Annotated in this window: 11 protein-coding genes and 4 tRNA genes; 13 read left to right on the forward strand and 2 right to left on the reverse strand. The window is 49.3% G+C overall.

Annotated elements, in window-relative coordinates:
* Positions 1 to 276 precede the first annotated feature (276 nt).
* The gene (locus OCL06_RS05735) at positions 277 to 1743 is read left to right on the forward strand and encodes a DUF3360 family protein (protein WP_262992781.1); all 1467 of its coding nucleotides are present in this window, start codon (positions 277 to 279) and stop codon (positions 1741 to 1743) included.
* A 55-nt stretch (positions 1744 to 1798) separates the two neighbouring features.
* Here OCL06_RS05735 and OCL06_RS05740 read toward each other — a convergent pair whose 3' ends face one another.
* A complete protein-coding gene (locus OCL06_RS05740) occupies positions 1799 to 2704 on the reverse strand; it encodes a LysR family transcriptional regulator (protein WP_262992782.1) in 906 nt (301 codons plus the stop codon).
* Positions 2705 to 2894: 190 nt separating this feature from the next.
* Between OCL06_RS05740 and OCL06_RS05745 the strand changes: the two genes are divergently transcribed.
* From OCL06_RS05745 to OCL06_RS05765, 5 genes are all read left to right on the forward strand, one after another.
* The gene (locus OCL06_RS05745; RefSeq protein ID WP_262992783.1) at positions 2895 to 3356 is read left to right on the forward strand and encodes a DoxX family protein; all 462 of its coding nucleotides are present in this window, start codon (positions 2895 to 2897) and stop codon (positions 3354 to 3356) included.
* 137 nt (positions 3357 to 3493) lie between these two features.
* Positions 3494 to 3585 (forward strand) — tRNA-Ser (locus OCL06_RS05750).
* Between the two features lie 775 nt (positions 3586 to 4360).
* The gene (gene ovoA / locus OCL06_RS05755; protein ID WP_262992784.1) at positions 4361 to 6460 is read left to right on the forward strand and encodes a 5-histidylcysteine sulfoxide synthase; all 2100 of its coding nucleotides are present in this window, start codon (positions 4361 to 4363) and stop codon (positions 6458 to 6460) included.
* Positions 6460 to 7554, forward strand: coding sequence for an aminotransferase class I/II-fold pyridoxal phosphate-dependent enzyme (locus OCL06_RS05760; RefSeq protein WP_262992785.1), 1095 nt, complete (start codon positions 6460 to 6462; stop codon positions 7552 to 7554). Before ovoA ends, OCL06_RS05760 begins: the two co-directional genes overlap by 1 nt.
* 90 nt (positions 7555 to 7644) lie before the next feature.
* Positions 7645 to 8337 carry a pirin family protein gene (locus tag OCL06_RS05765; RefSeq protein ID WP_262992786.1) on the forward strand — a complete coding sequence of 231 codons (693 nt, stop codon included), beginning with the start codon at positions 7645 to 7647 and terminating at the stop codon, positions 8335 to 8337.
* Positions 8338 to 8344: 7 nt separating this feature from the next.
* Here OCL06_RS05765 and OCL06_RS05770 read toward each other — a convergent pair whose 3' ends face one another.
* A complete protein-coding gene (locus OCL06_RS05770; RefSeq protein WP_262992787.1) occupies positions 8345 to 8578 on the reverse strand; it encodes a ChaB family protein in 234 nt (77 codons plus the stop codon).
* A gap of 190 nt (positions 8579 to 8768) precedes the next feature.
* On the opposite strand from OCL06_RS05770, the gene uvrY reads away from it, so the two are divergent.
* From uvrY to OCL06_RS05805, 7 genes are all read left to right on the forward strand, one after another.
* Positions 8769 to 9413, forward strand: a complete 645-nt coding sequence (uvrY, locus tag OCL06_RS05775) for a UvrY/SirA/GacA family response regulator transcription factor (RefSeq protein ID WP_262992788.1) — start codon at positions 8769 to 8771, stop codon at positions 9411 to 9413.
* Positions 9414 to 9420: 7 nt separating this feature from the next.
* On the forward strand, positions 9421 to 11238 hold the full coding sequence (uvrC, locus tag OCL06_RS05780) for an excinuclease ABC subunit UvrC (RefSeq protein ID WP_262992789.1): 1818 nt from the start codon (positions 9421 to 9423) through the stop codon (positions 11236 to 11238).
* 76 nt (positions 11239 to 11314) lie between these two features.
* Positions 11315 to 11893 carry a CDP-diacylglycerol--glycerol-3-phosphate 3-phosphatidyltransferase gene (gene pgsA, locus OCL06_RS05785; RefSeq protein WP_262992790.1) on the forward strand — a complete coding sequence of 193 codons (579 nt, stop codon included), beginning with the start codon at positions 11315 to 11317 and terminating at the stop codon, positions 11891 to 11893.
* 266 nt (positions 11894 to 12159) lie between these two features.
* Positions 12160 to 12235 (forward strand) — tRNA-Gly (locus tag OCL06_RS05790).
* A 5-nt stretch (positions 12236 to 12240) separates the two neighbouring features.
* A tRNA-Cys gene (locus OCL06_RS05795) sits at positions 12241 to 12314 on the forward strand.
* Positions 12315 to 12380: 66 nt separating this feature from the next.
* Positions 12381 to 12467: transfer RNA gene (locus OCL06_RS05800), tRNA-Leu, on the forward strand.
* 239 nt (positions 12468 to 12706) lie between these two features.
* Positions 12707 to 14572, forward strand: coding sequence for a DUF885 domain-containing protein (locus OCL06_RS05805; protein ID WP_262992791.1), 1866 nt, complete (start codon positions 12707 to 12709; stop codon positions 14570 to 14572).
* The last annotated feature ends 180 nt before the right edge of the window (positions 14573 to 14752 follow it).

The following is a 14752-nucleotide window of genomic DNA, read 5'->3' on the forward strand; positions in this document are numbered from 1 at the left end:
AAAGCGCAGTCGTTTCCAGTGAGGGTGAGAACCCCCGCGGTTCGACAAATCGTCGGGAACGATTTGTGCCGCCGAAGGTGCCCGTAGGGGCGGGTACAGGATGTACCCGAGCACATCCCTCACTCTCCGGCGCTCAATACCCAATAACTTTAAACACATGCGGCTTTGCCACAACTGTATGATTTTCATACCCGGGATATACGACCACAGTCGCATTGTTACATCCTGTTCACATGTTTAGGCTGGCGTTTTCTTCGCGCAATCTAAAGGTGTAATGTGTCACAAGAAAGTTCTTCTTATCAAAAACTTCACAAACCGAGCAGTAGTTTTGAATCGCGGGACGACTACTTAAATCACGAACTACAAATTATTTCTCCAAAGCGCTGGCGCTTGAATCTTCCGGGTAAGGACTACCGTGTTGAGTGGGAGGACTTTATTCCGGGGATGGCCGCAACTATTGGGAAAATCGTCATGGTTGCGGCGGTAGTAGGGGCATTTGCTGCACCACTTGGCTTGTCACCTGAGTTCGTAATTGAAAACGTGCGCTTTGAACTGCTCATTGCCGCGGTGTTGTTTGTGGTTCTGATCTCTGGCTTTTTGAACCCTTCTGCCAATCTGGCGGGCACTCATGGTCCTCTTCTGCCACTCGTACCGTTAATGGTGGCTTCTGGTGGTCACCCCATGGCGTTGGGGCTGTTAATCGGTTTGTTTGGGTTTATTTTAGGTATAACTAAAGGCGGGAGTATTCTTGCCAAATTAACCAGTAACGGTGTCTGTGGCGGCTTACTGTTGTACTTAGGTTTTATTGGTATAACAGGGCAGGTTAAGAAACTGTTTGCGTGGGCAGAAAGTTTCGACATGGCGTACCTGGCCTTTGTCGTGATTATCGCCACTATTTTAATGTACGCATGGTTAGAGCATATTCAAAAACGCTGGCTGGCTATTCCACTTGGCGCAGTCATGGCAGCTGTCATTGCGCTTGCTTTCGGGGCACCTTTTGAATTTACCACCTCACCAGGTATGCCTAATTTAAACCCAGCGTATTGGTGGGGAGAAGATACAGGCTGGCAGTTAGGGTTACCTGACTGGTCGCATTTTATCGCGGTAATGCCTTTTGCCGTGCTGGCCGTAGCCATGTGGTCGCCAGACTTTCTGGGTCATCAGGTGTTTCAAAAGCTGAGCTACCCTAAAAAAAGCGAAAGAGCCCACATGAACATAGATGACACCATGATTGCTGCGTCAAGCCGCCAGGCGGTAGGTAGCTTACTGGGAGGTGGTAATATTTCTTCCTCTTGGGGAACCTATATTATACCGGCGTCAATTGCACGCAGGCCCATTCCGGGCGGTGCGCTGGTAACCGGCCTTCTATGTGTTATCGCCGCAATATGGGGTTACCCTATGGATCTCGCAATTTGGCCGCCGGTTCTCTGTGTCGCGCTGGTCGTGGGTGTGTTTTTACCGCTAATGGAAGCGGGTATGCAGATGACAAGGGAAGGCAAAACAACCCAGTCTGCGGCACTTGTCGTCATTTCTTCTGTGGTGGTCAACCCGGTTTTCGGATGGTCTTTAACCATGCTACTGGACAATATTGGTTTGGTAGGCTGCAAAGACAGAGCGATAGAGTTAGGTAAAGCCGGCCGCTGGTTAATTCCCGGTGTCACCTTTATTGTGTTGTGTACGGTAATGGCACTCATTGGAATGTTCCCGGGCGTACCTGCTCTGATGGAGACGTTTAGGCTTTAAATCGTCATTCGCGTGGGCTGGCCGAGCAGCCCACGCTTAATTTTATCGGTATTGCTTACCTGTCCCAGTAGGGAATATCCTCAAAATATTCGGACAAAAAATCTATGAACACCCGTAGCTTGTTTGATACGAGTTTACGGTGCGGGTAAACCGCATACAATGATACAGGCTCAGGAACAAACGCTTCCAATACAGAGACTAACTCTCCCCGTTTTAATGCACCACCCGCAATAAAGGTAGGCTGTAAAACATAACCTTCACCTTGTTTGGCGACGTTGAGTAAAACTTCGCCATTATTCGCCGTGAGTCTGGGCGTATATTTTTGGGCGTTGGCTTTCAGCGCTCTTATCAGTTCAGATTGATCGTTGTCGTAGTTAACATACGTGTATTCCAGATAATGATCAGGTTTTAATTCAGCAGGGTGTGAGGGCATCCCGTACTTCTCTAAATAAGCGGGCGAGGCGCAGAGGGCTAACTTTACAGTAGTGATTTTCTTTGCCACCAGCGTCGAACTGGCAAGGTGGCCTGCGCGAATGGCAACATCGAAACCTTCATCTACTACATCCACTTTCCGATCATTCAGTTGCAGGTTAATTGATACGTGAGGGTGGGCGTTTTGAAATGCTCCTAATGCCCCCGCGAGATGCAGAGTAGAAAAGGAAACTGGTGCACTCACATGCAAAACGCCTTTTGCCTGGGCATTGAAAAGCCCGAGTTGGCCTTCCATGTCATTAATACTTTCAAGAATATGGTTGGCATGCTGTAAGCACTGCCGCCCGGCTTCGGTGAGATGGATACGCCTTGTGGTGCGGTTGAACAACCGGGCGTCGAGATGCTTTTCAAGTTGCGCCACGTATTTGCTGACAAGTTGATTCGATGTATCCAGTTTTTCTGCCGCTTTGGTAAAACTGCCTTCATTTGCAGCCGCCACAAAGGTTTTGAGCAGCGCGATCCTGTCCATTTTCTTATCCGATTATCAATGGTGTATTGGTAATCATTCAACATGCAGCCACTTTATTCAAGTAGCGTTGGTAACTATTCTAAGCTCATAACGTTTGTAAGGCAGCGTTACAGCGGAAGACAAAGGCGCACGCAACGCCATTGAGGGAAGCCTTGCCGTTTTTAAGATTACAGAAATTGAGGATAATATGATGAGTCAGCAACTTTTGAATAAAATTTTTACTACTAATAACAGCTTCGCGAGTCTGGTGTTACGCATACCGGTAGGAATTATTCTGGCCGCCCACGGCGCACAAAAACTTTTCGCCTGGTTTGGGGGCTACGGCCTGGCGGGCACCGGTCAATGGATGGAGAGTATAGGGCTGGCACCAGGCTATCTCATGGCTTTACTGGCCGGTACCGCTGAGTTTTTTGGTGGAATTGCGTTAATCCTGGGTTTGCTTACCCGACCCGCTGCTCTGGTGAGCGCATTTACCATGATTATTGCGATTTTTAGCGTGCACGCTGCCAACGGTTTGTTTATGAGTAATAACGGATACGAGTTCGCTTTGTCGCTACTGGCTGCGACCAGCGCGCTGGCGATACAAGGTGGTGGGAAATACTCGTTTGATTTATTTATTGCCAATAAGCTGAACAGCAAAGGCGCTCGATAGAGACCAAATAACGTCACTAATTTTGTTTTTTCAGGGATAATTGAGGCGTTTTGTTTATCAATTGGTCGCTTAGACAAAAATGTTCAAATAAGTGCTTTACACCTCGGACGAAATCATTAAGATACGCAGCACTTCACGGAGAGTTGGCAGAGTCCGGTTGAATGCACCTGACTTGAAATCAGGCGAAGGGTCAAACCTTCCGGGGGTTCGAATCCCTCACTCTCCGCCACATTCCGAAAAACCCGCACAAGTTGCGGGTTTTTTTATAACTAAAAAAAAGCGCAGACTTTTCCAGTGAGGGTGAGAACCCCCGCGGTTCGACAAATCGTCGGGAACGATTTGTGCCGCCGAAGGCGCCCGAAGGGGCAGGTACAGGATGTACCTGAGCACATCCCTCACTCTCCGCCACATTCCGAAAAACCCGCACAAGTTGCGGGTTTTTTTATAACAAAAAAAAAGCGCAGACGTTTCCAGTGAGGGTGAGAACCCCCACGGTTCGACAAATCGTCGGGAACGATTTGTGCCGCCGAAGGCGCCCGAAGGGACAGGTACAGGATGTTCCTGAGCACATCCCTCACTCTCCGCCACATTCAAAAAGCACATCCCATAGTCACTAATCACTGATTAATGTGATTTGGCATGACCCAGTCATCGGTTTTATTCATTACAACCCAAACCAATAACCTTATCGCTCTTTTCATTTGCACTAAATAGTGGGTAAGCAGCTCTTTTTCAGCACGATACGCAAAAGTTACCGAAGCGGCTAATAACCTAAATAAATTCAGCGGTATTTATAACCTCGGTATGCAATTTTCCTTAATGGTTACAGGGCTTCCGTTAGCGCTTTTCTGATCTTATCAGCCGTGTAGCCGGTAAATATCGTATTATAAATATACATACAATCTTCCCCTCAGTGCTGCTATCGTTATACGTACTGCGAGTCGTCGACGTACGCCCTTGAGGCGATGACAACCTATGTGCATGCTTTTCACAGGGAGCCAATCATGACGCATCCACACACTCCTGATCTTGCGACGGGATCGGTTGAGGAGAAACGTCAGGAAATTCTGCGTTATTTTCATCATTCCTTCGACCTTTACGACTCTCTCTTCAGTGTATTGGCTACCGATGATGCATTTTATCAACGCCCTGAAAAGCTCCGTCATCCGTTAATTTTTTACTATGGCCACACGGCTACGTTTTTTATAAACAAGCTACTGCTGGCGAAACTCATTGATGAGCGCATTAACCCTGAGTTTGAATCCTTGTTTGCGGTAGGCGTAGACGAAATGAGTTGGGATGATCTTAACGACGCTCACTACGACTGGCCGTCCGTGGAACAAGTCAGAGATTATCGACGTCAGGTTCGTACGCTAGTGTCTGATCTTATTAGCACAATGCACTTTACAATGCCCGTGTCCTGGGAAAGCCTCATGTGGCCGGTTGTGATGGGAATTGAACATGAGCGCATTCATCTGGAAACATCCTCGGTACTAATTCGGCAGCTTGATATCGGCTATTTGCGCCAGTCGTCAGATTGGCCACGGTGTGAAGAGCAGGGTGACGCGCCGGCCAACCAATTGGTTGAGGTACCGGCGGGCAAGGTTTCGCGCAGTAAATCACATGATGACTCTATATATGGCTGGGATAATGAGTACGGCACAGAAGAAGAAGCAGTGGGGGCGTTTAAAGCCGCAAAATATCTGGTGTCTAACGGCGAGTTTCTTAAATTTGTTAAAGACGGGGGTTACCAGCAGTCGCAATGGTGGGAACAAGAAGGTAATCGCTGGCGGGACTACACGCAAGCCACTCACCCGGTGTTTTGGGTTGCCGGTGAGCACGGCTTTGACTACCGCAGCATGCTGGATATTCAGCCGTTGCCGCTAAACTGGCCTGTGGATGTTAATTATCACGAGGCCAAAGCGTTTTGTAACTGGTTAAGTGCGAAAGAGGGCAGATCAATTCGGCTGCCCACCGAGCATGAATGGCTGCGAATACGGGACGAAGCTGGTGTCACAGAGCGTCGTTATGCAGGTGACGCCAATATTCACCTGTCTGATAGCGCATCATCGGTGCCTGTGGATCGCTACCCACAGGGTGAGTTTTTTGATGTAGTAGGAAATGTCTGGCAGTGGACGGAAACACCCATTTACCCCATGGCAGGCTTTAAAGTGCACCCGTTGTACGATGACTTCACTACACCCACGTTTGATAATAAGCATAACCTGATCAAAGGCGGCAGCTGGATATCAACCGGTAATGAAGCAACCCGGGACAGCCGTTACGCATTTCGCCGCCATTTTTTCCAGCATGCCGGGTTTCGCTATATTGAATCGGACAGCAACATCCAGGTGTCAGACATGAATTATGAAAGCGATACCCAGGTCTCTCAGTACTGCGAATTTCATTATGGACAGGAGTATTTTGGGGTACCTAACTTTGCTAAATCCTGTGCACAAGTGTGTCTCCGTCATATGCAGGGGCGCCCTAAACAGCGGGCACTGGATCTCGGTTGCGCGGTGGGCCGCTCGGCTTTCGAGCTTGCCAGAGAGTTTGACCATGTTGATGCAGTGGACTTTTCCGCCCGGTTCATTAAAACAGCAGCAGCCATGCAGGCTAATGGCGAAATCCGCTATAGCCTGGCAGAGGAAGGCACGTTAACGTCATTTCATATTCAGCGGATAGCAGATATGGGTCTGACAGACGCTGCGCAGCGCGTCAGGTTTATGCAGGGCGATGCTTGTAATCTCAAGCCACAATTCGATAACTACGATCTCATTTTCATGGGCAACCTGTTGGACAGGGTATACAGCCCGCGCAAGGTATTACAAACCGTCACGGAGCGATTAAACACAGGTGGGATCCTGGTGGTGGCTTCACCGTTTACCTGGCTTGACGAGTATACAGAGCCCTCGGAGTGGCTGGGCGGATTTAAGGAGGATACCGGCGAAACCCTGACGTCTACCGATGCCCTGGAACGTGAACTGGCGGCACAGTTTATACGGCTGGATGGCCCGTTTGACATACCTTTTGTGATACGGGAGACCAAACGTAAATATCAGCATAGCCTGTCAGAATGCAGTGTATTTCAGAAGCGTAGCTGATGTTTGTCGACCGGCGAAATAGCGGTGCAGAGAAGTTCGATCGTAAACGGGCCCCCGGCAACTGTCAGCACGAAGATCCTTTGTACCTGTGGCTGGCAGATCTCGATGTGCCACCTCCCTCATGCGTACACAAGGCAGTGGCGGAATTTCTTGCATCCGACGCCTTCGGCTATGTAGAGACTGATATCGGGGCTGCGGTATCTCATTGGTATGCCAAACGTGGCACATTAGCTCCTTCCTTTACCCCTGTCCCGTTGTGTTCTGTTATTGCGGGTGTGCATACAGCAATCAGCATATTCTCCAAGCCAGCGGACTCGATAATGGTGTTCACACCCACGTACGGGCCACTCATAGACGCCATTCGCATAGCGGGACGCATTCCATTATACGTTCCGTTGCAGGCGGGTCGGCCGACTATCGAAAGCCTTTATCCCAGTGCTTCCATGCTGCTGGTCTGCCATCCGAATAACCCTGATGGCAGTCAGTTTTCAGAGGAGACACAGCGCCAGATTGCGAGGTTTTGTCAGCAACATGACATTACCGTGGTTAGCGATGAAGCACATGCCGATTTCACGTTTGGCGAGAGCCCGGTGATGCCCTGGGCTGCGCTCGATGCTGACGCCATATCGCTGGCCAGTCCGGTGAAAGGCTTTAATCTTGCTGCCATTCCTGCAGCCAGTTATGCCCTGATTGCTAATCAGACAAAGCGGGAGATGTTTGCTGATGCCGTAAAAAAGCGCCACCTGTCTGCCTCAGCGGTAAGCAGGGTGGCATTGAATGCAGCCTATCAGCAAGGTGGTGACTGGTTTACTGACGTACAGCATTGCCTGCATAAAAACCGTGTTCTCAGTGAGCAGTTAGCCAGCAAACTCCCCGGGAAGATTACCTGGTCAACGGGCACGGCAGGCTTTTTCATGTGGCTAAATCTTGCAGCAGGTTTGTCAGTGAATGACACCCACGCACGGTTGGATAGGGCGGGCGTAGTGTTGTCCCCGGGCGAGTCTTTTGGTGCTCCGGGCTGGTTTCGAATGAATTTGGCTTCCCACCCAGAAGTGTTAAAAGAAGCATTTTCCAGGCTCCTAAAATCATTCTAGATAATAGAATAAATGTTAAAAATTTAGCTGATATAAGTATGGAATATTAGATTGTAAACTGCCCTTATCTTAAGGCTTCAGGAGCAATGTATGCGATATATCAGACGAGCAGATGAGCGGGGACGAGTCGATTTTGGCTGGTTGCAGAGCCGTCACTCATTTTCCTTTGGCCATTATTATGACCCCGCGCACATGGGCTTTTCGGTACTGCGGGTGATAAATGATGACGTAGTAGCCGCGGGGAGGGGATTTGACACCCATGGCCACCGGGATATGGAAATTATCTCGTATGTGGTCTCTGGTAGCCTTGCCCACAAAGACAGCACGGGTACGGACGGTATTATTCCAGCTGGGGATATACAGCGCATGAGCGCTGGCAAGGGGATTATGCATTCGGAATACAACCCCTCGGAGACTGATACCGCCAATTTTCTGCAGATATGGATATTACCGCAGCACCGAGGTATAGCACCCAGTTACGCGCAGCGTACCATTAGTCAAAATGGCTCCGTGACACCTTTAATCACGCCAGACGGTAGCAATGGCACGCTGAGTATTAATCAGGATATGTCGTTGTTTCGGGTGTTTTTGCAAGATAACCAGAGTCAGTCTTTTAGTACACATGCACGGTGGGGCTACCTGCATGTTATCAACGGGTCATTGGATATTGACGGTTCAATTTACCGGGCAGGGGACGCAATTGGCCTTTCCGAAGAAGACACTATTACCATTACCGCATCTCAGACGGCTGAGGCGCTATGGTTTGATCTGCCGCCGGGCTAACAGTGCCTTAGTCGGTGTCTTTAACCCACTTGCCGTTGGTATTTTTGTGGTAGCTCTGTTTAACGGCCGACCAGGCAACCTTAAACGCAACGTCTTCCCGGCTGTTGTTGCCGTGTCGGTCTTTCGGCTCGGCATATTCCTCCCAGGCGCGGTTGAAGGCGGCAATGAAAATATCCTGGGCGTGAGCAGGCAAATTATCTTTCATTGAATCAGGTAACGATGTGCGGGATGAATAGGGCATAACATCTCTCCCTTGTTCGTCCCATACCTTACGCACAAGTCATTGACGCTGTTCACAATCTCATCATAAATCATTAAATTTCAATGAGTCTTGTCTTAGCTCTTCACTCCATCTTGGTGCATGGTATTATGCTGACTGTGCGTACAGCGAAATTAAACAATGAAAACACCAAATTCAGTGAGCGTTCAACGTGATTAAAATTATCCTGGCAGATGACCATGATCTGGTCAGAACAGGGATACGCCGAATTCTTGAAGATGTTGAGGACTTTGCCGTCGTCGCGGAGGCGAAGAACGGTGAAGAGGCTGTTCAATATTGCCGCAAAAATGCGCCGGATGTTGTACTGATGGACGTCAACATGCCCGGCATCGGAGGTCTGGAAGCCACCAAGAAAGTCGTCCGTATGTCGGAGAACACGCGGGTGATCTGTTTGTCTATGCACAAAGAACACCCCATCCCGTCTCAGGTTATGCAAGCAGGGGCGTTTGGCTTTCTGACCAAAGATGCTGAACCCGAAGAAATGATCAACGCCATATACAAAGTGGCAGCAGGGCAGAAATATTTGCCAGCCGAGATTGCCCACAACATTGCGCTGAGTAAGCTAAACCCCGACAGTGATAACCCCTTTGATTGTTTGTCCAGTCGTGAATTGAACATTGCCATGCGACTGACCCGCGGACAAAAGGTCCCGGAGATTGCCTCAGAACTGAGCATAAATGCCAAAACGGTGAATACGTACCGTTATCGCATGTTCGACAAGCTGGGCGTAAGCACCGACGTAGAGCTGACGCATTTGGCTTTGCGTCATAAACTGATCGACCCCAACCTATTATAAGTGGTTAATGACTGACTTCGACTCAGCGGCGTTTCTCAAAAATCTGACTAATCAGCCTGGCGTGTATCGGATGTACAACGCTCAGGAGGAAGTGATTTATGTAGGAAAAGCGAAAAACCTCAAGAAGCGCGTGTCCAGCTACTTCAGAATGCAGGTAGATAACGCCAAAACCCGCGCGCTGGTCAGTCAGATTGCCAATATGGACGTAACGGTAGTAAATAGTGAAACCGAAGCGTTCCTGCTAGAAAACAATTTTATTAAGAAGTACCGGCCCCGGTACAACGTCCTGTTACGTGACGATAAATCATACCCGTTCATTTTTCTGTCGGCGCATGAACACCCGCGGTTATCTTTTCATCGCGGCCCGCAAAAGAAAAAGGGGGAGTACTTTGGCCCTTACCCCTCGGCATGGTCGGTGCGGGAAAGCTTGCGTTCAATGCAGCGGATTTTCCCGGTACGTCAGTGTGAAGACAGCTACTACCGCGCCCGCAGCCGTCCGTGCCTGCAATATCAACTGCAACGCTGCAGTGCGCCTTGCGTGAAAGGGTATGTAAGCGATGAAGAATATGCCGAACAGGTCAACCTCGCCCGCTTATTTTTAAAAGGTAAAAATCAGCAGGTCATTGGTTCACTGGTGAAGAAGATGGAACTGGCCAGTGAAGCGCTTAATTTTGAGGCGGCCGCCCGTTACCGTGATCAGATCAACGCATTGCGCAAAATCCAGGAGCGCCAGTGGGTGTCCGGGACGCAAGACGAGATGGACGTATTTGGGTTTGCTGTGAAGGGCAACATGGCCTGTATTCAGGTGATGTTTATTCGTGATAGTCAATTACTGGGCAGCAAGGCATTCTTCCCAAAAGTCCCCAGCACCGCCGATGAACAGGAAATTTTTGAATCGTTCTTTTTGCAGTTTTATTTGGCAGGCAACAAACTTATTCCGAAACAAATCGTACTATCTCATGAATTCAGTGATGAAGAGGCGATAGCCGATTTGTTGAGCGGAGAAGCGGGTTATCGGGTTAAATTTTTTCGCGGCGCCCGAGAGGAACGTAAACGGTATTTGCACCTCGCCCAAACCAATGCTCAAACCGCATTGGATGCGCAGTTCAGTCAACAAAAATCAGTACACGCCCGCTTCCTGGATCTGGAAGCAGCGCTGGAAAAAGACACGCCTATTCAGCGAATGGAGTGTTTTGATATCAGTCACACGTCAGGTCAGCAGACCGTGGCGTCGTGCGTTGTATTTAACCGGGAAGGGCCGCATAAGTCAGATTACCGGCGTTACAATATTGAAGGGATCACACCGGGAGACGATTATGCGGCAATGGCGCAGGCACTTAAACGCCGGTATAAAACCGTTAAAGAAGTGCAGAAGATCCCGGATATTTTATTTATCGATGGTGGCAAAGGCCAGTTAGCGCAGGCTGAAACCTTCTTTCAGGACTGGCCCCACGACAAAAAGCCGTTACTAATCGGGGTGGCTAAAGGCACCAGCCGGAAGCCGGGGCTGGAAACATTGATTATGGCCGGGTCGCATGAAACACTGCAACTGGAAAGCCATTCACCGGGATTACATCTGATACAGCATATTCGTGACGAATCCCACCGCTTTGCTATTGCCGGTCACCGAAACCGTCGCCAGAAAGTGAAGACAACGTCCACGCTGGAGACAATACCCGGGATAGGCGCGAAGCGCCGCCAACAGCTTCTGAAGTACATGGGCGGGTTGCAGGGACTTAAGCGAGCCAGCCGAGACGAGATTGCCAGTGTACCGGGAATAAGCCCGCAGTTGGCAGAAACCATTTACGATCATTTGCATAATTAGAACTTATCGGCATAGTGTTAAACTCAGCCTCTTAGGACAATGTGCGATATAACAGCATACATACAGAGAAGTAATCATGTGGACCATTCCTAATATCATCACTATGTTCCGGGTTGTACTGATACCGGTTTTTGTCGTTGTGTACTTTCTGGACTGGCGGTGGGCCCACGAGGCCGGCGCGTTTGTGTTCTGGTTAGCGGCTATCACCGACTGGTTTGATGGCTACCTTGCCCGTCGCCTGAAGCAAAGCACGCCGTTTGGCGCATTTTTAGACCCTGTTGCAGACAAGCTGATTGTGGGCGCAGCACTGCTTATGATAACCCACAGCTATGCCTCGTTGTGGATCACCATCCCGGCTATTCTGTTGTTGGTGAGGGAGATTTATGTGTCAGCACTGCGAGAGTGGATGGGGCAGCGTGGCCTGAGTGCCACGGTGAAAGTGTCATTTATGGGCAAAGCGAAAACTACCGCACAAATGTTGGCGTTAATCGGCCTGTTGTCGGGGATGGAGTATTTCATGGGCTTCCCCATTTACTGGGTAACCCTGGGCCATGTCCTACTTTATATCGCGGCCGTGCTTTCGGTATGGTCAATGATCAGTTATAGCCTGGCCGCCTGGCCGCACCTGAAACCGTCAGCCGGCGACGATCACTGAACAGCTTGTGATCAAAGTGGGTAAAAATATAGCAAACGAGCAGCAAATTAAGGATTTACGGCTTTTTTAGCGGTTTTACTTATTGACAGATCGGGCTGCACAGGTAGAATGCACCCCACGTTTGAAGAGCACCTCTTCAGACAAAGTTGTAAAGATTTTGCGGGAATAGCGCAGCGGGTAGTGTACATGCCTCGTCACGAAGTGATTGCCAATTTGGCAAGGTGATGAAAAGCATAACAACCTCTGATGTGAAACCAATAAATTATGCGGGAATAGCTCAGCTGGTAGAGCACAACCTTGCCAAGGTTGGGGTCGCGAGTTCGAATCTCGTTTCCCGCTCCAAATTTGGCGGAATGGCAGAATGGCTATGCAGCGGATTGCAAATCCGTGGATCTCGGTTCGACTCCGGGTTCCGCCTCCATCTTCACTGCGCAAGCAGTAATGCAGGGACCAACCTGTCACCTTAATGCATTTTATGCATACCCCAGCCCGGGTGGTGAAATTGGTAGACACAAGGGATTTAAAATCCCTCGCTGGTAACAGCGTGCCGGTTCAAGTCCGGCCCCGGGCACCATTTTCTTGCTACACTCCAACACCACTAAACTGCTTCACCATAGAACATGTTTAGATACGCATCGAACTATACGTTTACGCTACCGAAACTACGCTGGCTGTGTGATTTCCATGGCAAGCTACGCGTTTTATTCAGTGTAAGCCCGCAGTTACCGCATTAATCCTTCGGGTTATCGTCCTGTCATTGACATCCTGGTTCGCAACGCGTATCAAGTTTGTGGAAAATACAGGAGTGAACACATGTTCGAATATAAGAAATTAGCGCTGGCGGTCTCGCTGGTGTTCGTAACAACGGCATGCACCGACGCGGTATCAGAACAAACAACAACCCCCGCCGAAACGCAAGCCTCAGCAGCAGAGAACAACTCTCAGGCTGTTGCTCAGACTGAATCAGAAAAAGCCAACCAGCTGTTCGAAGACATTTTCATGGAAAATGTGATGCGCAGCCCGATGTATCAGTCTTATCTTGGTATTAAGAAAGATCAGGATAAGTGGGATGACATCTCTGATGCAGCCAAACAGGAAGAGCTGGAGCTACAGAAAAAACATCTTGAGCGTGTAATGGCGATTGATGAGTCTAAGCTGAACGAACAAACCAAGCTTAGCTGGATGTTGATGAAGCAAAAACTCGAAAACGAGATTGCTGACTTCAAATGGCGCCATCACAATTACCCGGTTAACCAAATGTTCGGCCTGCACTCCAGTGTCGCTTCGCTGTTGATTAACCAGCATGGGATTAGCGAAGTAGGGGATGCAGAAGATTATATTGCCCGTTTAAACGGCTTGCCGGCCCTGTTCGACCAGCTGGCTGAAAATCTGAAGCTGCGTGCGGAAAAAGGCATTATCGCGCCGAAGTTTGTTTACCCTTACGTCATCAGCGACAGTAAGAATATCATTACCGGTGCTCCGTTTGACGACGGCGAAGCTAGCGCCTTATGGGCAGATTTCAATAAAAAGCTTGATGGGCTGGAGATTGACGACGAGCAACGTAGTGCCTTGGTTGCGTCAGCCAAACAGGCCATGCTGGAATCGGTGAAACCCGCCTATGAAAGCTTAATTGCTGCAGTTAAGGGTATTGAGAAACAGGCCACTACTAAAGATGGCGCCTGGAAATTCCCTGACGGCGAAGCGTTCTATAATAACGCCTTGCAGCGTACCACCACTACCGACCTTACTGCCGAAGAAATTCATAAAATTGGCCTAAGCGAAGTGGAGCGGATCCACGAAGAAATGCGCGGCATTATGAAGAAAGTAGGCTTCGAAGGCACCTTGCAAGAGTTCTTCGTACACATGCGCAATAACGACGATTTTGTGTATGAAAGTACAGAAGAAGGCCGTAAGCGTTATCTGGACGAAGCAAAAGCCATTATTGATGATATGCGTGGCCGACTGGATGAGCTGTTTGTTAACAAGCCGAAAGCTGGGCTGATTGTGAAAGCGGTAGAACCGTTCCGCGAAAAGTCAGCGGGTAAAGCCTTCTATCAGCAACCGTCTATGGACGGCTCTCGTCCGGGCACGTATTACGCTAACCTGTACGACATGGCGTCTATGCCTACCTATCAAATGGAAGCGCTGGCTTATCATGAAGGGATCCCGGGCCACCACATGCAAATTGCTATTCAGCAGGAGCTGGAAGGTATTCCTAAATTCCGTCGTTTCGGTCGCTACACCGCATACAGTGAGGGATGGGGCCTGTACACCGAGAAATTGCCGAAAGAAATTGGCCTGTATGAAGACCCGTATTCAGACTTCGGGCGTCTGGCAATGGAACTTTGGCGTGCGGTTCGCCTGGTAGTAGATACCGGGATCCATGACAAGAAATGGACCCGCGAAGAAGGTATCGACTTCTATGTAACTAATACCCCGAACGCTAAGGCTGATGCCGTGAAAATGGTGGAACGCCACGTGGTAATGCCGGGTCAGGCCACCGCCTATAAAATCGGCATGCTGAAAATCATGGAGCTGCGGGAGAAAGCCCGCACCGAGCTGGGTGACAAGTTTGATATTCGTGAATTCCACGATGTCATTCTTGGCAATGGTCCGGTACCGCTTAATATTCTCGAGCAGTTCGTTAACGACTATATCAGCGAAAAGAAAAACGCTTAATCGCTGACGTTTCGATACTAAAGCCTGCGTCATCCGCAGGCTTTTTTTATGCCACTAACAACCCTTACTTTTGTCCATCCTCATAATACAGTGGTAGTAAGTAAATTCGTACTTTTAATGCATTCAGGGATATCGGTATAAACCAAAGCGCCTGAAGTACGTAACGATTGGTAGTAAACC

It is taken from the genome of Alteromonas salexigens, from assembly GCF_025628895.1.
Classification (GTDB): domain Bacteria; phylum Pseudomonadota; class Gammaproteobacteria; order Enterobacterales; family Alteromonadaceae; genus Alteromonas; species Alteromonas salexigens.